The sequence below is a fragment of the Gilliamella sp. wkB72 genome (assembly GCF_001693745.1).
GTDB classification, from domain to species: domain Bacteria; phylum Pseudomonadota; class Gammaproteobacteria; order Enterobacterales; family Orbaceae; genus Gilliamella; species Gilliamella apicola_E.
Genome location: NZ_LZEI01000009.1, coordinates 277,206 through 299,431, shown reverse-complemented (window position 1 = coordinate 299,431; position 22,226 = coordinate 277,206). Strand labels below are relative to the sequence as shown.

The window sequence follows — 22,226 nt, the reverse complement described above, 5'->3', positions numbered from 1 at the left end:
ATTCTAATTCGAAATAACCACCTATCGAATAATTACATGACTTCATAATCATTAAGCATTTCTCTAATAGAAGAAGGAGAATTGAACATCAGAACGTCTATCATTGAGAGATTTGGGACAAAATCATTACTCAATTGCTTATAGTTTTGTTGATTCATTTTCAAAAAACTCAATTGTAAATTTTGTTTTTCAAAATTTGATTTATTATATAACTCTTGCCCTCCAATAGCATTTAGATAATTATTACCATTCAATAATTTACATATATGTATAACTTTGTCTTCAGATGATAAAGAATTATCTTTATCTAATTCAGAGGATATAAGAATCTCAGTTTTAATATCAAGATAATTTATAACACTTTTAATTGAATAGATTAATGCATCACAAATAAATTTACTTTCGTTCATTATAGTATTTTCAACAATAGAGATAACATTTTCAAAATAAGGTGCTTTTTTGTAGGACTGTGCTATTGTTTTTAAAACTTTTTCTTTATCTTTTGTTTTACTGGTAGTTCTAATTTGGTTGATTAACAAGAAAGATGACGCTCCATCTAAAGGTAAAGTTACTAGATATTTTTTCCCATTTAATAAAATATTATTTCTATTTATCCAACCATTTTTAATAAAATTCACATCATCATAAATAACATATTTATCTACAGCATTAATTAATTGCCAATATCCCATGTAAGGGAAAAAATAAGGTTGCATTATACCAATTTTCATCACTTTCCTTCCAAGATTTAAATTTTTAAAATCAATCAGCAATATTTCTTATAATATCTACAATCATCTTTTGTTCATCAGCTTTAAGTCCCATGTAAAGTGGTAAACATGCTATTCGTTTCGATACATCCTCAGAGAATTCACATTTTTTATAACTTAAATAAGGTAATTGATTCAAACTTGGATAGAAATAACGTCTTGGATAAATATCATTTTTATTTAAAGCAGCAAAAACATTTAGAAGTTCATCTTCACATTTAAAAAGAACAGGATAATAGGCATAATTATATTCTAATTCTAATTGAGTTTTAGGACGCTCTAATGAATTATCTAGTAATTTATCATAAAGTATAGAACTATTTTTACGTTCAGAAATAATGGAATTGATATAAGGGAAATTAGCTAGTCCCATAGCTGCATGAAACTCTGATGCTTTCCCATTTATACCTAATTGATAATGTATATCGCCATTGTGACCAAAACGTTTTGCTAAATCTAATTTCTTACTAACTTCAGGATCTTTAATAATACAAGCTCCACCTTCAACAGTGTGAAATAATTTAGTTGCATGAAACGAGACTGTTGAAACATCGCCATATGAAAGTAAAGATTTTCCCTTATATTTTGCGCCAAAAGCATGCGCACCATCATATATAACTTTAAGATTATATTCTTGTGCAATTAAATCGATTTCTTCAATATTACACGCATAACCAAAAACATGCACCCCCATAATTGCTTTAGTTTTTTTAGTAATGGAAGATCGAATTTTTTGTGTATCAATGGTGAAATTGTCTGCTTCTATATCTACGAATACAGGAGTACAACGCTCCCATAAAATGCTGGAAATAGTAGCAACATAAGAAAAGGGAGTTGTTATAACTTCACCTTCAGTAATATCTAGAGCATTCAGAGCTAATTGAAGAGCAATTGTACCATTATTTAAATATTGAAAATCCCTTACATCTAAGTATTCTTTCATTTTAAATTCAAATTCTTGAACACAAGGGCCTTGATTAGTTAATACGCCTCTTTCCCAAATACTTTTCAGTATATTTGAATATTCAGGAAATGTTGGCATAAAAGATTTTGTTACATAAATACTCACTAATTACCTCACACATAAAAAGGATGTTTTTAGTTACCTAAAAAAATATCAACCATTAGTTTTATTTACACATCTTATATTAAATTTAAAAATATAGAAAATAATTTAATAATATTTACATAAGAAAACACTTTACCTCCCTATCTTATAATCGCGCAACTTATTAGCAATCGCAGTATGCGATACACCCAATCTTTTTGCGAGTTTTCTAGAGCTTGGATATTCGGTATACAAGCTTTTTAAAACTTCTTTTTCGAATTGTTTGGTCATTTCATCAAGTGTTTTATTTTCGATATCATTGATCCAAGAAACTTGGGTCGATGTTATCGTAGGTAGAACAATATCTTTTACTGTTAATTGTGATGATGTCAATTGAGATAATGCGGAATAAAGTACATTTTTAAGCTGTCTTACATTACCTGGCCAAGAGTATTGCGTTAAGTAAGGAATAACATCCTGACTCACTTTTGGCGGTGTAATACCTTGCTTATTAGCAAATTCATCAATGAAAATATGAGTAAGTGGTTCTATGTCATCCTTGCGCTCTTTTAGTGAAGGTAAATTTAAAGACAATACATTCAAGCGATAATAAAGATCTTTCCTAAACTTTCCTTGTTCCACTAACTCAGCTAAATCAACTTTAGTCGCACAGATGATTCTAACATCAACGTAAACTTCGTTATCGTCACCTACTCTTCGAAAATATCCATCATTAATAAAACGTAATAATTTGGTTTGCATTTGGAATGACATCTCATCAATGCCATCAAGTAATACAGAACCACCATTTGCTTGCTCAAAAAAACCTTTTTTACTTTCAACTGCTCCGGGATAAGCGCCTGCTGCATGTCCATAAAGTTCACTTTCAACAACATCATCGGGCATTGCTGCACAATTTAAACCTAAAAAAGCTTTATCACCCCTAGGGCTATATTGGTGACATGCGCTAGCTAATAAATCTTTACCAGTCCCAGTTTCACCAGTGATTAGTAATGGTTCTCGTTGCACCGAAAATGCTTTAGCTTGAGCAATCAACTTTTGCATAGCTTGACTTTGAACGGCAAAAATATCAAAAGCATGACTGCCAACAACATTGATTTTTGATAGTCGTCTTTTTAAATATTCAACCGGTTGTAAAACAAAAGTAATTTTGAATGATTCACGGACTTTTTGCAATAAAAAATACTGCGAATTTAAAACAATAATAGCATCATCATGCTGAGCTAAATTGAATGCTGCATCCAAATTAAATACATTTTGATAATCAAATTTTTGATTTAAATTCAATAAATTAACAGAAAATAGCGCTTTTGCTACATTATTATAAGCCAACAGTTTTGAATTATTATCGATTTCAATGATGGCTGCTTGCATTATAATTTTCCCACTTTTCATTTAACTTCATTAAATTGTTATGACGAACTTGCCACTCATGGCTATTAATTAAGTCAACACAATTGATTTTAGTTGTCGTCAATAACTGTTTTGCTTTATCAGTTAGTAATGATTGTTTTTTATTTAAATTAGTCAACGCATCTAAAATAGCTAATGTGCCATTGCGGTTATTACATGCCAATAATAAATCACAACCAGCATTAAGTGCAGCTTCTGCTCGTTGAGCATGATTACCTAAAATCGCTGCACCTTCCATTGATAAATCATCCGAAAATATAATGCCATTAAAATGTAATTGTTCACGTAATACAGTTTTAAGCCAAAATGCTGATCCGCTAGCTGGTTTATCATTAAATTCAGGATAAATGACGTGAGCAGGCATAATGGCATCAAGTTTCTTTTCTACGATCAATTTTGCAAAGATCTGCATATCATTTTCAATAAGTGCTTTAGATCGATGATCAATTGGTGTTTCTTTATGAGAATCAGCAATCACATGACCATGACCGGGAAAATGTTTACCCGTTGTTTTCATCCCTGCACAATGCATACCATCAATCATAGATGATGCAATTTGATAAGCAATATTGATGTCTGAATGAAAGGATCGATTACCTATTGCTAAACACTCATGGCCTAAATCTAATACCGGCGCATAACTAAGATCGATATCATAGGCAATCAATTCTATAGCCAACAACCAGCCAGCATCGAAGGCCAATGATTTAGCCTGTTCGATATCATTAAGCAATGCGAATGATTGAGCAGGAGGAATATGGGTAAAACCTTTTTTAAAGCGTTGAACTCGCCCCCCCTCATGATCGACCGAAATTAATAAACGCTCAGATGTGGTAGCACGAATCTGTTTAATAAGTTCAGTTAATTGTTCTGGATCTTCGTAATTACGACTAAATAAGATGATACCTGCAACCAACGGATTTTGTAGAAGCTTTACATCATCATTAGTTAACGATGTTCCTTGCACATCAATCAATAAAGGCCCCATTACTCCGCAGCCCCTTGAACATTATCCGATGGCACATCTTTTGATGTTACCCGTTGTAAAATTTCACCAGTTTGCGTTGAAAGTAACTCCATAGAAAGGTTTGCATTATCATTTTCTGATGGAGATTTATAAAGTGTAGTAAAAAGCACATATCCAGCATTCATTGATTTTGCTAAGCCTATCATTTTACTTCGTGATACAAGTTTATCATCAGCCGAAATACCTAATGCTTGTTTGGCTCGGTTGATAGATTGCCTATCAGCGACAGTAAAAAGATTTTGTTTATTCATTAAGCTATGTAACGTTTGATCAATCTGATTTGTTGCTAAATAATCTCCACTGCGATTTTGAATATCACTAATCAACAAAACTTTATTGCCTTCAATTGAGGATGAAGATTGCATTATTTTATTTACAAGTGGTGATAAAATTGTATTCCAATCAATTGTCTTTGCAATCTGTGGAGGCGTATCTACTACACCAGGATCACTCGGTGTTTCAATTGGGGCTTTAACTTCAGTTTTTTGATTAGAACCTAAAAGTTGACAACCAGCCAAGCTTAAAGCCAGCATACTAATTACTGCGGTACGTTTAAACTGTTTCATATAAGTTAACCTATTAATCGCCCTAAATTCTTACCGCCTAATAAATGCATATGAATATGAAAGACTTCTTGTCCCGCATCCTTATTACAATTCATAATTAAACGGTAACCACTTTCATCAATACCTTCTTGCTTGGCAATTTTAGCTGCCACTACCACCATATGACCAAGCAAAGCTTCATCAGACACTTCTATATGATTTATGGTTGGAATTAATTTATTGGGAATAATTAAGATATGTGTAGGAGCTTGAGGCGAAATATCTCGAAATGCAGTAACTTTATCATCTTGAAAGACAATATCAGAAGGAATTTCACGGCGAATAATCTTACTAAAAATGGTTTCTTCAGCCATATAAACACTCCCTAAAAAATAGCTATTAATTTTAAATTTTTATTCTGTTAAGAATAGCATACTTTAATGACAAAAATGTATAGATATCGTTACATTTTTATATTTATGCTTCATATTTTGATAAAAAAAGTTGAGGAACGGGGTTTTTGGGGGAGCTAGTAGCCGTTTTTTTGATGATTAAGACTATATTTTGCTCGTAAATAGCCAAATCGTATTTTTATAACTTATTCATTTGTTAAAGAGATTAATTTGATATATAATGCGCCGTCGATTTCAACCGCTTAATTTTCATGTTCCTTGCTTTCAATGGGTTGCGGTTGCCCCGACAGAAAGCTGATTAATCCGTAGGGAGCGATAATGCGTCATTACGAAATTGTATTTATGGTTCACCCAGATCAAAGTGAACAAGTACCTGGTATGATTGAACGTTATACTGGTACATTAACCACTGATGGTGGAAAAATCCATCGTTTAGAAGATTGGGGTCGTCGCCAATTAGCCTATCCTATCGAAAAACTGCATAAAGCACACTATGTGTTAATGAATGTAGAAGCTACTCAAGAAGCAGTCAATGAACTTGAAGATAACTTCCGTTTCAATGATGCAGTAATTCGCAGTTTAATTATGCGCACAAAACACGCTGTAACTGAAACATCACCTATGCTAAAAGCTAAAGATGAACGTCGTAGTTCAGAAGAAGATTATAGCGATGTAAACATGGACGATGATTCAGAAGAATAATCGTTTAGTTTTGTCGGGTTTGGTTACCAAAACCCCGATAAAAAAAATGAGTCCCAGTGGGATTTTACACTGCCAGTTTTATTTAGAACACGTTTCTGAACAAATCGAAGCAGGATTCCCAAGACAAGCATGGTGCACAATGCCAGTTATTGTCAGTGGACAACAAGAGTTAAGTTACAGTATTAAAAAAGGCAGCAAAGTATTAGTAAGTGGCTTTATCAGCACACATACTAAACGAGATAAAACCAGTCAATTAGTTTTACATGCTGACCAAATTAAACTATTAGGAGAATAGCCAAATGGCACGTTATTTCCGTCGTCGCAAATTCTGCCGTTTTACAGCAGAAGGCGTTAAAGAAATTGATTATAAAGATGTTTCTTTATTAAAAAGCTATATCACAGAAAGTGGTAAAATTGTACCAAGCCGTATCACTGGTACTAGCGCAAAATATCAACGTCAATTAGCTCGCGCTATCAAACGCGCTCGTTACTTGGCATTATTACCATACACTGACAACCATCAGTAATTAGCAACAGAGGGAACATATAATGCAAATTATTCTACTCGATAAAGTTGCTAATTTAGGCAGCTTAGGTGATCAAGTTAATGTTAAAGCGGGTTATGCTCGTAACTTTTTAATTCCACAAGGTAAAGCAGTACCTGCGACTAAAAAGAATATTGAATTCTTTGAAGCGCGTCGTGCTGAATTAGAAGCAAAACTAGCAGAAACGTTAAAAGCCGCAGAAGAGCGCGTATCTGAAATCAATGCATTAGGTAAAGTAACTATTACTTCTAAAGCGGGTGATGAAGGTCGTCTATTCGGTTCAATTGGTACTCGTGATATCGCTGATGCAGTTAAAGCTCGTGGTATTCAAGTATCAAAAAGCGAAGTTCGCCTGCCAAATGGTGTATTACGTACTACTGGTGAACACGAAGTGTTATTCCAAGTACATAGCGAAGCTTTTGCTAAAATTATTGTTGAGATTATTCCTGAATAATCATCAGATAATTGCAATAAAAAAACCCGTTTACTATAACGGGTTTTTTATTATATCAATCTATTTTTTAAATCCTTTACTACTTTAACAAAAATAATTCATTAAACGATTTTATGATTTATTCTTCAGTTTGAACTTCCGTTTCTGATTTGATTTGTTCTTCTTTATAAAGCTTGTTGTCGTACATTTTGACAAATGGCAAATAAATCACCAAAGCTAAAATTGCTGAAAGTATCGCAACAAACATTGCACGATAATCACCCCCAGTACCGATAAATGCCCCTAATCCCATTGGTGATGGCCAAGGCACTAGCGCAATAATAGGATTCATAAAACCACTACTTATAGCGAAATAACCTAGAGTACCACAAGCCATTGGCGCTAATAAGAATGGTATGGCAAGATATGGGTTATAAACTATCGGCATACCAAAAATAATTGGCTCATTAATATTAAAGATTGCAGGAACTGCTGAGGCTCGACCTAAAATTTTCAATTGACTCGACTTAGCACAAAAAGCAATAAAGAAAGTCATAAGCAGTGTTGAACCTGAACCACCTAAAATAACCAAAGAATTGTTAAACTCTCCCGCAAATGGAATATGAGCACCACCAACGTTTTCATTCATGTTAGCCAACATTATTGGTGTTATAAAAGCACCGATAATACTTGCACCATGAATACCTACAACCCAAAGCGCATGAATTAAAAATAAAATGACCATAATACCAAGCCAGCTTTTAGTTAAATTGGTTACGAAGGTAAATGGAACACCAATAATATCAAAAATGTCAGTACCAAAGAAAATTAAAATACCGTTTAAAATAATAACTGTGAAAGCAATAACAAAGGTTGGAATTAGTGCAGTAAATGAGCGTGATACACCTAATGGAACGGTTTCAGGCATTTTAACCACCCAGTTACGACGTACACAGAGAAAATAAAGTTGTGTTGCCACAATAGCCATTACAATTGCAATAAAAATACCCGAAGTACCTAATCGGAAAATAAATGGTTGTAAACGTAATCCATTAAAGACTTGAATTTGATCACTAAGCAATACCATTGAACCATTTTGCATAACTAATTCCGGTAAAGTCATAATAAAAGCAAATAATGACAACATAGCACCATTAAGCGCATTCACTTTTAAACCGGTTTCTTCTTCCTCAATTTTGGTTAATTCATAACCAACTACAATGTTAAAATAAAGCGCTAATATACCCATTGTCGCTGTATTCGCAATCATGTAAAGATCGCTTACTTTGAAAATGGTATTTTGGAAAAGGGTTTCTAATCCAGTAAATGTCATTGGTAATGTATTAAATACTAAAAACATCGACCCAACGATACAAAAAGGAACTGATGCCATCCCCGCTGCCATTACTGCCCTAACAATCTTAAACTGCGATATTTTAGCCATCGGAGTCATTAGATATTTTTGTAACAACACAAATCCGGTATTCATTTTGTTTTCCTCATTTAATTAATGATTTCTTGATATGCTTGAATTCTTTTAAAATGTTTATCCTCATTACGTTCGATTTTTTTCAATTTTATTAATATAAGAATTGTAAAAACTAAACTTGTTAACATTATTCCCAATAGTATGTTTATAGCCTCTTGTGAATTTTTTAAGAATGGAAAGAAAAAGTGAAATAATGGAGTCAATATCGAAACAATTAACGCAATGATAGATATCAACATTATTTGATAAAATAAACTTGCATAGCGTAGATGGTTTTTATGATTTCGATAAAGTTTAATTTGCTCAAAACTGGTTAGCGTAGCAAGTATTATGAGCATAAGTGGTAGCACGATAGCTATAGATAAACTTCCCATCAAAAAAACTGCCCAATAGAGATTAATAAACAGAAAAAATGCTGTAGCATAACGAACCGCTAAAAAGCGATTAAAATAGAGGTTAGTCAAACTGACTTTTTTATGTAATTTAAGTTGGCTTTTTAGTGGTTTATTCATCTCAAACCTCTTTATTTATTTGATAACTTATATGTTTGTTGATACAGATGAGACATTTCAATAGCAATTTCTCTCAATGTCATCGTCGTCATCAAATGATCTTGAGCATGAACCATAATGATTTCCATCTCAATTTTAGTCCCACTCGCATAAGATTGAAGTAATTGAGTTTGAGATTTATGCGCTTCTAAAATCTCTTGATTCGCTTCTTCTAGTAGCTGAGTTGCTTGTTCGAAATTAGCCTCTCTCATCGATTTAAATGCAAGGTGGATTTTGGTTTTGGCATTACCACTATGCAAAATGATATTGAAAGCAGTAATTTGAATATCCTCCGAGCTCATTATGTCAGTCATTGCTACGCTCCTTTTTCAATTAATTGGATAAAGTAAGATTTGAATTGATTAAAATCTGTAATTTTTAACATTGCATTTTGCATAGCTAAATCATCAATTAAATTGACAATCGCTTTGGTCATCATAGCTAAGTTGGAATTTTGGTAAATTGAGGGAGAAATCATGAAAATAAACTTAACATCTTGATAATTTATATCCCAACTCACCCCTTCAGGAATAACAGCAATCGCTATTTTGGCTATCTTACCGACTGGAATAGCTGGATGAGGAACCACTATGGTTGGACTAAAGATTATTTCACCTAACGTCATCCTTTTTTCCATCTGTTTTTTCATCTCTTGCTTAAAGTTTTTTGATTCATTGATAGATAATGAATCAAGCAAATGATCCAACACAGCTTGTTTAGTTGGTTTATTGGAACACAAGTAAAAATAATCAGCGGCAATTTCATCAAATACCTGAGCTATATATTTTGAATGATTCTTTTTTTTATCATCAATTGGTAATGAATTCTTTGGTAATGATGAATTGGGGATTTGTCTATGAGAAAGATATCGGCGAATTGCTTGAACATCTTCTTCACAAAAAAATACAGAAACATGAAATACTGGTACTTTAAATACTTTGGACGATAAATCGACAGAAGAAATAATAAAATCGATGTCATTTAACATCTCTTGTTCGATTTCATAGTAACCACGTGTTGCTATAATTTTTACTCGCTCATCAAATTCACTTTCAACTCGGTTTTTAAGTAATTGAGCACTACCAAGCCCTGTTGCGCAAATAATTAATACTTTAGCTTTCTGTTCATTTTTTAATTTTTCCAGTGATGCTAAAAAATGAAGTGCTAAATACCCCCACTCATCATCAATGACGTCATATTTATTTAAATTGGGTAGTTGATTGAAATAATGTTTAACTAACCCAAAAACTTCACCATATTGGCTTTTAATTTCATCTATTAGAGGATTTTCTAATTTTATATTCTGAGCTAAACGCACTAACATTGGTTTTAAATGCTGAATTAACCCATTTTTCAACTGTTCATCATGCCAAAAAGGATAGCCTGTTTCTTGTTCTATTTTTAAAAGTAAATTAGTTAATGAAGAGCCGAGTTCTTCATCAAGATCGTTTTGGATTAAATTTGATTTACTCATCAAATGTAGCGTAAGGTACATCTGCTCTTCTTTAGGGAAATGAAAACCAATTATTGATTCAATACGAGTAATGATTCGTTTTGCAACTTGATATTCAATAGTTGAATCAGCTGAAACAAGTAAATCAAGATTCTGGATTGAAAGCCCCGACTGTAATCGTTTAATACTTAACGACAAATGTAAGACTATATTTTGAATCATTACATCAGATAATTTGATATTCGCTTCACGACATTCATCTAAAATAATGATAGTTAATGTATCGAAACTAATTGCTTCACATGTTTGATTAAAATAGGATAAATGGTGTAAAAAGTTAATTGAATCCTCATGAAAAAAGTAACTCATAATAAAATGACGTTTAGCTCTTTCTTCACCATCAACATAAATTAAAGAATGGCTTTTTTTCAGTGTTAATTCATAAGGTTGTAATTGAGATTTTATTTCTGCAATATCTTTATTCAATTGGGATGAGCTAATAAATAGCTGTTCAGATAATGCTTCAACATCAATTTTTTGACTTTCAAGTAATAATAAATTAAGAATATAGTGCTTTCGTTCACTCGCTTCCCGACATTGGGATTGCTCAATATTTTTATCTAATAAATGATGTTCAATCAAAAATAAATTAAATACAGTTCGGTCAAATATTTCAAGTTGAAAACCATAGCCTTGTTTACTAACAATATTACCACCATTGCGTTCAATTAATGTTTTTAAATCTTTAAGATAAGTACGTACAGTACGATCTGATAACGATAATTCCTCCGCGAGTTCTTGACTACTTTTAAATCCATTTTTAGAACGAATTAATAAACTAATAAGTTCTCGTTGTTTTTGTTTTATCATTATCTACTATACCTTAACTATTAATGAAAATTATCCTAAAAGATCAAGTCATTAAAATATAAGCCACTTCTATGATGCGATTATTAAATTAAACAATCACATCAAGAAGGGTAGAACTCAGATTTTCCTAAGTTTAATTAATATTGTCCTCAACTAATTTAGCCAATTGTTCAATACCAGATTGAATTGGAATATAAGCCTGAAAAGGAATACTCACAACAGGTTTACCCACTTCATCACCTAATGCTTTTAATTTATCAAACATCATCATGGTTTGCGGACTAATTAAAAACAGTGAAAAATCACTATTTTTAATTTTATTACTACCTTCAGTTGCAGATACCGCATCAAGTTCAATAGGTACATTTTTACTAGCAAAAAATTCAGTTACCTTTTTGGCCATAAGTGATGATGACATACCCGCTGCACAAATAATTAACGCTTTTTTCATAACTTCTCCTAATGAATTTCAATCGTTATAAGGTTTCACCATTTGACTCAATGACTTTTTTATACCAAGCAAATGAATCTTTACGACTACGTTTTAAGGTTCCATTACCTTTATTGTCTTTATCAACATAGATAAAGCCGTAACGTTTTTCCATTTCACCCGTTCCAGCTGACACTAAATCAATACAACCCCATGGAGTATATCCCATCAAATCGACACCATCTTCTTCAACCGCTAACTTCATTTGTTTAATATGTTCTCGAAGATATTCAATACGGTAACTATCATGAACACTACCATCAGCTTCAACTTTATCATATGCACCAAATCCATTTTCCACAATGAAAAGCGGTAAATGATACATATCAGTTAACCAATTTAGTGTGTAGCGCAAACCTTCCGGATCGATTTGCCAACCCCAATCAGATTTTTTAACGTATTGATTACCAATTAAATCGGTTTTTTCATTATATTCATAGTTATCTGATTTTTTTCTAATCGCATTAGACATGTAATAACTAAAACCAATGTAATCGACTGTACCGTTTTCTAATACTTCGAGATCTTGGCTTGTCACGTCTAATTTAAAGCCTTTGCGTTGCCAGTATTTGATAATATGATTAGGATATTGACCATGAACATGAACATCAGTAAAGAAATACTTACGTTCCATGACTTTTTGAGCCATTAAGATATCACCTGGTTTACAAGTTTCTGGATAGATTGGCACAACAGCAATCATACAACCAATTTGAAAATCAGGATTGATAGCATGACCTATTTGCACCGCTTTTGCGCTTGCAACTAATTCATAATGTGCAGCTTGATACATGATTTCTTCTCGGTTATCACCTGCTTTGTAGTAAATACCTGAGTTAGTGAAAGGCGCAAAATCTTCATTAAAATTAGCTTGGTTATTGATCTCATTAAAGGTCATCCAATATTTCACTTTATTCTTATAACGATCAAAACAGACCTCAGCAAAGCGAACAAAGAAATCAATTAATTTACGATTACGGAAGCCACCATATTCGGTAACTAAATAATAAGGTAATTCAAAGTGCGAAAGGGTAACAACCGGCTCAATATTATATTTTAAACATTCATCGAAAAGATCATCATAAAACTTCAACCCTTCTTCATTTGGTGCAAGCTCATCACCTTTCGGGAAGATTCGAGTCCAAGCAATCGAAGTTCGAAAACATTTAAACCCCATTTCAGCGAAGAGTTTAATATCATCTTTATAATGATGATAAAAGTCGATAGCCTCGTGATTAGGATAATACTCACCAGGAATGATTCCTTCGGTAATTTTTCGATAACTTTTAGGCGATCCAACAGTCATCACATCGGCAACACTAGGCCCCTTACCACCAGCTTGCCAAGCACCCTCTAATTGATGAGCAGCAACAGCGCCTCCCCATAAAAAATCTTTTGCTAAACCTTTATTATTCATAATCAAGCACCCGTATTATTAAGAATTCAAGTTAAGTATAAAAGGAAAAAAATCGAATTACGAACCAATATTTTCCGTATTGATAAGGAAAATAGATATGCATTGCTGGAATGTCCTAAACATAATTAGGACATATTTAGAACAGTATCAACTTATCTTAAAAGATAAAAATGAAGGGATTAAGAAGTGGTTTCATCAAACAAACGTATAGCTAAAAAGCCATGTCCCATTGTTGCGCCGGCTCTTACCGCAGCAGCAATAGAAATTAACTCTGCTAACTCTTCTTTGCTTACACCTAAGCGCTTAGCGTTCTTACTATGAACTTCAATGCAATACGCACATTGTGTCGTAAGTGCAACAGCTAATGCAATAAGTTCTCTTATTTTGACTGGAATATGCCCTTCAGTCCGCTTAATCGTTCTATGATCAAAATCAATAAAAGCTTGAGTTTCTTTAGGTGCATATTTCAATAAAGTAGTGACATATTTAAAATCATTAGATGATTGGTAATTACTCATATTGTTACGCTTTGTTATTTTTTAATTTATAAATTAATCCGCTAAACCAACATGCCGGACAGCCACGCAATAAAAATACAACACAAGCCAAACAAGCAAGCTTAGCAAATAAAGGAAACTGAAATAAAAAAAATGCTAAAACTAGCATCAAGGCACACACGCCTCTTATTAAATGCAAACTTACAGAATTACGACAATACATAAACTCTCCTTTTTTAAATCTATTAATTTAGATAGGTTTTTGAATCCAACTTTTCTTTTATAATCATTCTTGCTCGATGCAATCTGCTTTTTACTGCCTCAATAGTGATACCCAATTTTTCAGCAACTTCGGGTGCACTATATTCTTCAATATCGCGCAAAATTAATACTTGACGATAGATGAATGGTAACGAACCAATAGCATTGGTTAAATCAATATGCAGACTCAAATCTGTATTTTGCATAGCGATGTTTTCTAGATTAAATTCACTATTAATACTTTTTGATTGTCTAGCTCTAAATAATCGATAACACTCCCTTTCAATAATTCGAAATAACCAGCTGGCGAAAGTCGCTATTGTTTTCAATGTGCCAATTTTTCTATACATTAGCCAAAGAGCGATTTGCACAGCATCTTCAACATCTTCAGCTGAAGAACAAGTTCGCCTAGCAAACCTTTTAATATCAGGTTGGCAAAGGATAAGTAGTTGTTCTAAAGCTTGTTTATTGCCCATACAAGCCGCTTGAATGAGTTTTTCATTTTTTAGGTTCATATAATTTAATTATTGTGAATTTTTTAATTTTGTTATGCTAAAAGTATCATTTCCTAAGACTTTTAAATAACATTTATTTGATTATATAGAGGATGAATAGTGGCAAAAGGATTCATAAAAATTTGCAATTTTAGATATTGATTAAATCTGCGTGCGGATTATGACGATCAATTAGTCGAGCAAATTCCTATCATATTTATGAAATTTTGAAGATATCACTAAATTGAATATTTAAGCTTGAATATTCAATTGGTAAGAATTAAATAAATGCTTCAAATCCGTTGGCATATTTAGTTGGTACAAATTCAATTATGTCGTACTCGGCAATTTGATAAATATAAAACGGATCTTCTTGCATTATTGCTAGTGCTTGTTCTTTACTTTCTGCACGACAAAGAATCACCCCACCAGTACGAGGAACTTTGCGACCAGAAGCAATAAAATGCCCTGATTGATAATGACGTTCTAGATAATCGATATGTTGCGGTAAGTATTTTTCTACTTCACTAATGGATTTCAGGTAGGTAAGAGAGAAAATAAACATTTTAATGTCTTCATTTAAAAAATAATAAGCCAACCATATATGTTGGCTTTGATTATACTAGTTTTTATTGAGCATCAATCATACACTATTATGAGAATGTTAAAAAAAAGTATATATCGTTAAAATTACTATTTTTCAACCCATTTGCCGTTTTCATCTTTATGATAAAGCTTTTCAACCGCTGACCAAGCAACACGAAAAGCAACTTGCTCTGGTGAACTATTGTCTCGTCGTTTTTTAGGATCTTGATACTCTTTTATGGCACTATTGAATGCTTCTTTAAAAATATCTTGAGCATGGACAGGTAAAACATGTCGAACAGATTCAGGTAGGTCGTCTCGTGTTTGATAAGGCATATCACATTCCCCTATAAATTAATCATACAATATGGATAATTATAAACGGTTGTTACGAACTCTACTTTCAAAAGAGCTAAGATTGAATTTAGTCTGATTTTATAGGAAATACAAGAATTATTACTCAATGAATTGGGCTAATTTTATCTAAATCAATTTTGGGGTTAATAAAGCGGTGTAAAATTACACCACTTTATTGAATATCGATTTAGTTATTTACATCAACTACAAAACGACCTTTAATTTTATTTTCGATCATATTATTTGCCACTTCAGTGCATTCATTTAATGTAATAGTCTGAGCAATATGAGAATACAGTTTTTCATCCATGTTTTCTGCTATCAATTGCCAAGCAGCAATTCGTTTATCATAGCTTGCCATCACACTATCCACACCAGCTAATGTGACTCCTCTTAGAATAAACGGAGCAACTGTTGCAGGTAAATCCATACCTTGAGCAAGACCACAACAAGCGACAACACCACCATACTTAGTTTGCGCAGAAATATTGGCTAATGTATAAGAGCCAACCACGTCGATTGCTGCAGACCATAACTCTTTTTGTAACGGTCGATTAGGCTCTTTCAAAGATTGACCATCAATAATTTCGACAGTACCAAGTTTATGCAGATAATCTTCATCTGCTACTTTACTAGTGGAGGCAGCAACCTGATAACCTAATTTACTCAATAACGCGACAGCAACTGAACCTACACCGCCTGTCGCTCCCGTAACTAAAATCTTGCCATCTTCTGGTTTAACGCCAAAATCAATAATGCGTTTCACACATAATGCCGCTGTATATCCCGCCGTGCCAAGCACCATGGATTGATAAGGAGTCATATTTTTCGGTAATGGAATTAACCATTCTGATTTTAAATAGGCATATTGCCCTAAACATCCCCAGTGCGTTTCACCACATCCCCAACCATTTAAGATGACAATATCCCCTTTTTGATAGTGACCATTTGCACATTCAATGACACTACCAACGCCATCAATGCCCGGTATCATTGGCCATTGTCTTACAACCGGGCTTTTGTTAGTCAGTGCTAACGCATCTTTATAGTTGATACTTGAATAGTGGACTTGGAGTAGTGTGTCGCCTTGTTGAGCAAGTAATTGTTGTTGAGGTACGGCTTTTATTGAATGGGTAAAACCGTGAGTATCATTTTTTTCTAATACTATCGCTTTGAATGACATGGTTATTCCTTATTACGTTTGGCAGTATAAGATTTGCTAATTTACTCAATAAGTCGATCAGCAAGTCAGTTAACAGGCTGATTTCGTGTAACTAGACAATTGGTCTAAAAATTATAGACCAACTGTCTTGTCTATTGCAATCAATATCATTCAATCTATTAGATACGTAAAAAATGGTATTAACTGTTTTTATCAATGTGGTTAATTTTAAGGTCAATTCTTCTAGCATAAATTTGTAAGATTGTTTTCATATAAAAAACCGATATTTGTTAAGATCACATAATATCGGTTTAGTCTGTGTTTATTACGCTATTTACCAGTTAGCTTTGATGCCTATTGAACCATTGATTGGAGCTTTTACTCGGGCATTTCCACCATTTGACCAAGTATGACCCAATTCGCCATAGGCGGTTAATTGATTATTAATGTCAAAACTTCCACCAATAGCCAATTCGGTACTGGTGTGTGAAGCTCCACTTCTGATTGATGTTGTGTAACTCGGTGTAGCAAAATGTGTATGATCATCTCCGTTCGGCGAATAGAATAGGTTTGCTCTTGCATAAGGACGTAAAGTGCCTAGGTCAAGGTCAACTTCGTTTTCGACTCTACCCCCAATACGGAAAAGCCAAGCATTATTGTTACTGTGTTTGACTGTTGTGTTACCTTTTATATGGCTTTTATCCAGATCAAGCCATTGGTGTATAATTTGTGCTTGAGGTTCTAGCTTCCAACCATTATCAAATAACGTAAAAGGTTTACCAAATTCGACTGAAGCGGTGCCGCCATAACCTTTTTGTTTGCTGTCGGCGTTACTGTTTGGTTTGATATTGACTTTATGTCGAGCCGCTTGCAAGACGAGATCGACATAACATCCGTCATCATGGGTATATGTACCATAAGCACCGATAAAATACGTGTTCGTGGTATTTTTTCCAACATGTCCATTTACACCACTGGCAAACCCGTTAACTTTTAAATCACCGTAGAGATAACCCCAATAAGCACCAAAACGCCAATGATTAGTCTGCCAGATATCACTACCTAATTGTAAACCGGTGTGATTTCCTTTGCTGTGAGTATTCAATACGCCATTTTGTTTTATATCGTTGCGTGCAGCAATGATTCTACCCCACGTGTTTGTCTCTTCGTTGGTTGGTGTATTACCAATGCGCTGATGTAGATTGCTGAGCATGATAATATCAGCTTGGCGTAATTGTTCACCAACAGCTGAATAGAGCGGTACTTGTTTTCGATAGGTTATGCGTCGGTTATTGATATTCGTTTTATCTTCTTGTTCATGATTTGAACCAATAATATGGTTTAAGTCATTATTATTTTCTTCATTGCCCGATTGATGATTGTTGGTCGAATCATTATTGGTTTTATCTTTATTTTGATCTTCAGATTCTTTCTTCAAATAGGAGCGTAAATACCAATTTTCGTTTTGCTTATTCAGATCCCCTTTATAAAGATAATATTCGTAGGCACCGGCTTCTAAATGTCCACCTTGAAGATTGAAAGCATCATTAGTGCTGCTTCCTGTTACATTCACAATTTTAATGCCGTTTGTGTTTGTGGTGTCAGCCCCAATCCCATTGACATTATTTATCTGTATTTGTGTTTTTCCAGTGACATGACCATTCACATTTAATCTATCGGTATCGCTTTCGCTGCCTTGTACAACAGTATCCAGTATTAATTTACCATTGTTGCCGACATAGTCACCGTTGATGATTAAATTTTCCCCAGCATTTGCATTACTAAGCGTAATGGTGCCTGCATTATTCACATTACCGTTTACCGTTGCTTGATTTAATGATCTTTGTAATTTTAAAACCGCATCCGAGTTTAGGTTGAGGTTTTGTGTATCTAAATCACCGGTTAATGTAAAAGTTACCGCTTGTCCCACATTGATGTTTTCCCAATTAAGAACAGAAACATCGCCAATACGTCCTGTACTTGTTGATGATCCCGTCAGATTTTGGTAAAGATTGAGTGTATCGGTTGAAGTTGATTGTGCATTACGAGTCACATCACTACCACCATCAATAATGGTGAGATCGGTCACATTTGCATTTTTATGAATGGTCAGCGTATTATTACCTGTGCCAAGCTGAATTAGTCCACTGACTTTTGAACCATCATTTAGGGTAATGATCGCATCACTAATTTCATTTTTGATTGATGCGCCTATTACGGCTGAAACATCTGCCCCCGCATTGAGATTTAGATAGGTTTTTGTCCCTACGTTGCCTGATGAATAGATACCCGCACCAGGCCGGCTAAGTTGGTTTTCTCCCTTACCAATTACTGTACCAGCGATATCAATTCTGGTAAAGCCTGTCCCGTTGTTGGTGACATTAATCCCACTATTTAGTCCAATGATGCTACCCGCTGTTTGCGATAAGATGAGATCACTCGATGTGTTGCCATTTTTCACTAATATTCCTGATCCATTGTCACCATTGACTTTCCCCGATACGGTAACGGATGAAAAACCGGTACCTAAATTAGTCACATTAATCCCATTCTCCGAGCTGGTTATGCTACTTGTTGACTTCTGATCAATATAGAGATGTTGAGCATTATTTTTATTCGAGGCAGAGATCGCATCGCCGTGTCCTGCTTTAATGTTCCCTTCAACAGTAATGGTTGTCGATCCCTGTCCTTGGTTAGTCAGATTGACACCATTTTTACTTCCCTGAATATTTGCATGATTTTGAAGCGAAAAGGTTAAATCTTTGGTTGTTGTGTCATTTGCTACAATTAATGCATCTAAAGAATGACTTATGACGCTTCCATTAATGTTAATAGAGGTTGAGCCATGACCTTTATTGACTAAATTGATACCATTAAGTTGTCCTTGAATAGTGGCATTATTATCGAGTATGACCGATAAATCTTGAGCAGTTGTATGATTTGAAGCAACGACCGCATCAAAAGTTGAACCGGTTACATTTCCGCTTAATGTTATATATGATGAACCTTGCCCTTTGTTGGTAATATTGATACCGTTTTTTTTGCCTGTAATGTCACCGCCTATATGATTTATCTTCATATTTTGGGTTTTTACATCGTTAACGGCATATAATCCATCGTATTGTGCACCCGTTACTGATCCTAAAGTAGTAATGTTAGTGTCACCAAGCCCGTTGTTTGCCATATTGATACCATTTAATTCACCATAAATATCCCCAGATGATTGCTTAACGGTTAGATCATGTGATTTCGCGCCGTTTAACGCGTACATACCATCATTATTTTGACCTTTTATTGTGCCAGCGGTTGAAATTGAGGTCGATCCATTCCCATGATTTGCAATGTTGATCCCATTTTTATTCCCTTTAATGCTTCCAGCGGATTGATTAATGGTTAAATGTTGGGTATTGGATTGATTTGCTGAATATAAACCGTCATTTTGATTGCCAATCACTTCGCCTGATGTGTTGATTGTGGTTGAGCCTTTTCCGCTATTGGCCATATTAATGCCGTTTAAATTACCGTTTATTTTTCCTTGTTCTTGATTGACGGTAATGTTTTGCGTATTGATATCATTAAAAGCATACATACCATCGTTATTTTTACCAATTATTTCACCCGATGTCGTAATTTGGGTCGAACCGTTCCCTTTATTTGCCATGTTAATACCATTCTTATTACCTTGAATGCTACCGTCAGATTGTTCTACGATAAGGTTTTGAGTGGTATTTTCATTAATTGCATACATTCCATCACTTAGGTTGCCTATCACAGTTCCTTTAGTTGTAATAAATGTTGAGCCTTTCCCTTTATTTGCAAGATTAATGCCATTTAAATTGCCGTTTATTTTTCCCTGTTTTTGATCGACGGTAATGTTTTGCGTATTGATATCATTAAAGGCATACATACCATCGTTATTTTTACCAATTACTTCACCCGATGTCGTAATTTGGGTCGAACCGTTCCCTTTATTTGCCATGTTAATACCATTCTTATTACCTTGAATGCTACCGTCAGATTGTTCTACGATAATGTTTTGAGTGGTATTTTCATTAATTGCATACATGCCATCACTTAGGTTGCCTATCACAGTTCCTTTAGTTGTGATAAATGTTGAGCCTTTCCCTTTATTTGCAAGATTAATGCCATTTAAATTACCATTGATTTTTCCGCTGTTTTGTTTAATGGTTAGATCTTGTGTGTTGGCATCATTAGCCACATACATACCATCATTCTGATCGCCAATGACATCACCAACGGAATTGATGGTGGTTGATCCGTTTCCATGATTGGCAAGATTGATACCATTAAGTTTACCATGCACAGTACCGCCTGATTGATGTACAATTAGATCTTGACTGCTATTGCCGTTAATGGAATAGAGCCCATCATTTTCAGTACCAATAATTTCACCTAATGTGGTGATATAGGTTGAACCTTTACCATTATTCGCCATATTGATGCCATTTCTCTTACCTTGAATTTTTCCTGCTAATTGATTGAGAGTAAGATCATGAGCGTTGGTATCATTGGTGCTGAATAGCCCGTCATCTTGATCACCAATAACATTACCAGAGGTCGTGACAAGTGTTGAACCACGACCATAATTATTCATGTTAATGCCGTTGGTACTACCATGAATAGTGCCTTCTATTTGATTGACGGTGAGATCTTCTGTTTGTTCATAGTTAATGATAAACATTCCATTTGTGGTTTGGCCTTCAATATTTCCAGACGCATTAACCAAGGTTGAGCCTATACCGTCGTTAATAATACTTGCACCATTTGAGTATCCTTTGATACTACTGCCCTTCATTTGAGTAACGTTTATATCTTTGGCGGTTTTATCGTTATGTACGTAAATTCCTTCATTGTGGGCGCCAATGACTTCGCCAGAGGTTGTGACACTTGTCGATCCAAGCCCGCTATTGTTTGCATAAATTCCGTTGGCGCCGCCAGATATACTACCTACTAGTTGTATAACTTTAAGATCCTTTGAATTCTTATCATTATTAGCTTGTATTCCGTTAGATTGCTCACCGACAACCTGTCCAGATGTGGTGAGTGTTGTGGTTCCATTACCTTTATTTTCGACTTCAATACCATTATTTTTGCCTTGAATAGTACTGTTAGCCATTTGTGTGACTTTTAAATCTTTTGTAGTATCAGTGTTTTTTACGACAAGTCCATTATCCGATTTTCCTGTTATGACACCTGACAGCATGATATTACTTGAACCAATACCGCCGTGAGAAATGTTTACACCACTATTTTGACCGGTTATTGAGCCAGCAGCTTGGTTAAAGGTGAGATCAGTAGTGTTGGTATCAGTTGATAAGTCGTATCCATCACTTGCGTTTTCAATGTCGTTTGATATTGTAATGATTTTTGTGTTAGCAAAGGGACTGATACCGGCACGTTGATTAATAAAATTTTGTTGATATTTGTCATTGTATGACAAGTTTAATGATTGATTGATGATGCTCTTTTGAATAGGTATGTCATTTTTTAAATCGTTGGCTGTGTCATTTGCATAGCTGTTAGATGTTAACACAGAAGTTAAACTAACGACTGTCAGCAAATTAACCGAAAAACTTTTACCTTTTGATTGAGTTTTTTCCGAAGTCGGAACATAACTTTGACGAACTGCATTCCAGATAAGCTTATAGACTTTGTTCATTAT

23 protein-coding genes are annotated in these 22,226 nt (G+C 34.2%); 4 read left to right on the top strand and 19 right to left on the bottom strand.

Features of this window, described 5'->3' with window-relative positions:
* Positions 1–32: 32 nt before the first annotated feature.
* From A9G07_RS05810 to A9G07_RS05785, 6 genes are all read right to left on the bottom strand, one after another.
* Complete coding sequence (locus tag A9G07_RS05810; protein ID WP_065734388.1) at positions 33–731, bottom strand: WbqC family protein; 699 nt, start codon at positions 729–731, stop codon at positions 33–35.
* A 31-nt stretch (positions 732–762) separates the two neighbouring features.
* Complete coding sequence (locus A9G07_RS05805) at positions 763–1,839, bottom strand: DegT/DnrJ/EryC1/StrS family aminotransferase (protein ID WP_218060008.1); 1,077 nt, start codon at positions 1,837–1,839, stop codon at positions 763–765.
* A 132-nt stretch (positions 1,840–1,971) separates the two neighbouring features.
* On the bottom strand, positions 1,972–3,213 hold the full coding sequence (locus A9G07_RS05800) for a sigma 54-interacting transcriptional regulator (RefSeq protein ID WP_218060007.1): 1,242 nt from the start codon (positions 3,211–3,213) through the stop codon (positions 1,972–1,974).
* On the bottom strand, positions 3,194–4,240 hold the full coding sequence (nagZ, locus tag A9G07_RS05795; protein ID WP_065734385.1) for a beta-N-acetylhexosaminidase: 1,047 nt from the start codon (positions 4,238–4,240) through the stop codon (positions 3,194–3,196). Before nagZ ends, A9G07_RS05800 begins: the two co-directional genes overlap by 20 nt.
* Entirely contained in the window at positions 4,240–4,845 is a 606-nt protein-coding gene (locus tag A9G07_RS05790) for a penicillin-binding protein activator LpoB (RefSeq protein ID WP_065734384.1), read from the bottom strand. Before A9G07_RS05790 ends, nagZ begins: the two co-directional genes overlap by 1 nt.
* 5 nt (positions 4,846–4,850) lie before the next feature.
* Entirely contained in the window at positions 4,851–5,198 is a 348-nt protein-coding gene (locus A9G07_RS05785; protein WP_065734383.1) for an HIT domain-containing protein, read from the bottom strand.
* Between the two features lie 357 nt (positions 5,199–5,555).
* On the opposite strand from A9G07_RS05785, the gene rpsF reads away from it, so the two are divergent.
* Genes rpsF through rplI form a run of 4 tightly spaced genes read left to right on the top strand, consistent with a single transcriptional unit; the run spans position 5,556 to position 6,938 of the window.
* Entirely contained in the window at positions 5,556–5,939 is a 384-nt protein-coding gene (gene rpsF / locus A9G07_RS05780) for a 30S ribosomal protein S6 (protein WP_034882519.1), read from the top strand.
* A complete protein-coding gene (gene priB / locus A9G07_RS05775) occupies positions 5,923–6,234 on the top strand; it encodes a primosomal replication protein N (protein WP_065563076.1) in 312 nt (103 codons plus the stop codon). The genes rpsF and priB overlap by 17 nt, the downstream gene beginning before the upstream one ends.
* 4 nt (positions 6,235–6,238) lie before the next feature.
* On the top strand, positions 6,239–6,466 hold the full coding sequence (rpsR, locus tag A9G07_RS05770) for a 30S ribosomal protein S18 (RefSeq protein ID WP_025314965.1): 228 nt from the start codon (positions 6,239–6,241) through the stop codon (positions 6,464–6,466).
* Positions 6,467–6,488: 22 nt separating this feature from the next.
* Complete coding sequence (gene rplI, locus A9G07_RS05765) at positions 6,489–6,938, top strand: 50S ribosomal protein L9 (RefSeq protein WP_065563077.1); 450 nt, start codon at positions 6,489–6,491, stop codon at positions 6,936–6,938.
* 118 nt (positions 6,939–7,056) lie between these two features.
* Here the strand turns inward: rplI and celB are convergent, their stop codons facing one another.
* The 13 genes from celB to A9G07_RS05700 form a co-directional block, all read right to left on the bottom strand.
* Positions 7,057–8,406: a PTS cellobiose transporter subunit IIC gene (gene celB / locus A9G07_RS05760; RefSeq protein ID WP_065734382.1), complete on the bottom strand. Its 1,350-nt coding sequence runs from the start codon at positions 8,404–8,406 to the stop codon at positions 7,057–7,059.
* Between the two features lie 14 nt (positions 8,407–8,420).
* The gene (locus tag A9G07_RS05755; RefSeq protein ID WP_065734381.1) at positions 8,421–8,918 is read right to left on the bottom strand and encodes a hypothetical protein; all 498 of its coding nucleotides are present in this window, start codon (positions 8,916–8,918) and stop codon (positions 8,421–8,423) included.
* An 11-nt stretch (positions 8,919–8,929) separates the two neighbouring features.
* Entirely contained in the window at positions 8,930–9,271 is a 342-nt protein-coding gene (locus tag A9G07_RS05750; protein ID WP_065734380.1) for a PTS cellobiose transporter subunit IIA, read from the bottom strand.
* A 2-nt stretch (positions 9,272–9,273) separates the two neighbouring features.
* Positions 9,274–11,280, bottom strand: coding sequence for a BglG family transcription antiterminator (locus A9G07_RS05745; protein ID WP_065734379.1), 2,007 nt, complete (start codon positions 11,278–11,280; stop codon positions 9,274–9,276).
* A 133-nt stretch (positions 11,281–11,413) separates the two neighbouring features.
* Positions 11,414–11,731, bottom strand: a complete 318-nt coding sequence (locus tag A9G07_RS05740; protein ID WP_065563107.1) for a PTS cellobiose transporter subunit IIB — start codon at positions 11,729–11,731, stop codon at positions 11,414–11,416.
* A 25-nt stretch (positions 11,732–11,756) separates the two neighbouring features.
* Positions 11,757–13,187: a 6-phospho-beta-glucosidase gene (locus tag A9G07_RS05735; protein ID WP_065734378.1), complete on the bottom strand. Its 1,431-nt coding sequence runs from the start codon at positions 13,185–13,187 to the stop codon at positions 11,757–11,759.
* Positions 13,188–13,366: 179 nt separating this feature from the next.
* A complete protein-coding gene (locus A9G07_RS05730; RefSeq protein ID WP_065734377.1) occupies positions 13,367–13,705 on the bottom strand; it encodes a carboxymuconolactone decarboxylase family protein in 339 nt (112 codons plus the stop codon).
* A 4-nt stretch (positions 13,706–13,709) separates the two neighbouring features.
* Positions 13,710–13,907: a hypothetical protein gene (locus tag A9G07_RS05725; RefSeq protein WP_065734376.1), complete on the bottom strand. Its 198-nt coding sequence runs from the start codon at positions 13,905–13,907 to the stop codon at positions 13,710–13,712.
* Positions 13,908–13,929: 22 nt separating this feature from the next.
* A complete protein-coding gene (locus A9G07_RS05720) occupies positions 13,930–14,421 on the bottom strand; it encodes an RNA polymerase sigma factor (RefSeq protein ID WP_218060006.1) in 492 nt (163 codons plus the stop codon).
* A 298-nt stretch (positions 14,422–14,719) separates the two neighbouring features.
* Positions 14,720–15,004 (bottom strand): YciI family protein, encoded by a 285-nt coding sequence (locus A9G07_RS05715; protein ID WP_065734374.1) that lies wholly within the window; start codon positions 15,002–15,004, stop codon positions 14,720–14,722.
* 128 nt (positions 15,005–15,132) lie between these two features.
* On the bottom strand, positions 15,133–15,360 hold the full coding sequence (locus A9G07_RS05710; RefSeq protein WP_065734373.1) for a ChaB family protein: 228 nt from the start codon (positions 15,358–15,360) through the stop codon (positions 15,133–15,135).
* Between the two features lie 208 nt (positions 15,361–15,568).
* Positions 15,569–16,564, bottom strand: a complete 996-nt coding sequence (gene acuI / locus A9G07_RS05705; RefSeq protein WP_065734372.1) for an acrylyl-CoA reductase (NADPH) — start codon at positions 16,562–16,564, stop codon at positions 15,569–15,571.
* Between the two features lie 313 nt (positions 16,565–16,877).
* The gene (locus tag A9G07_RS05700; protein WP_065734371.1) at positions 16,878–22,223 is read right to left on the bottom strand and encodes an autotransporter outer membrane beta-barrel domain-containing protein; all 5,346 of its coding nucleotides are present in this window, start codon (positions 22,221–22,223) and stop codon (positions 16,878–16,880) included.
* Positions 22,224–22,226 lie beyond the last annotated feature (3 nt).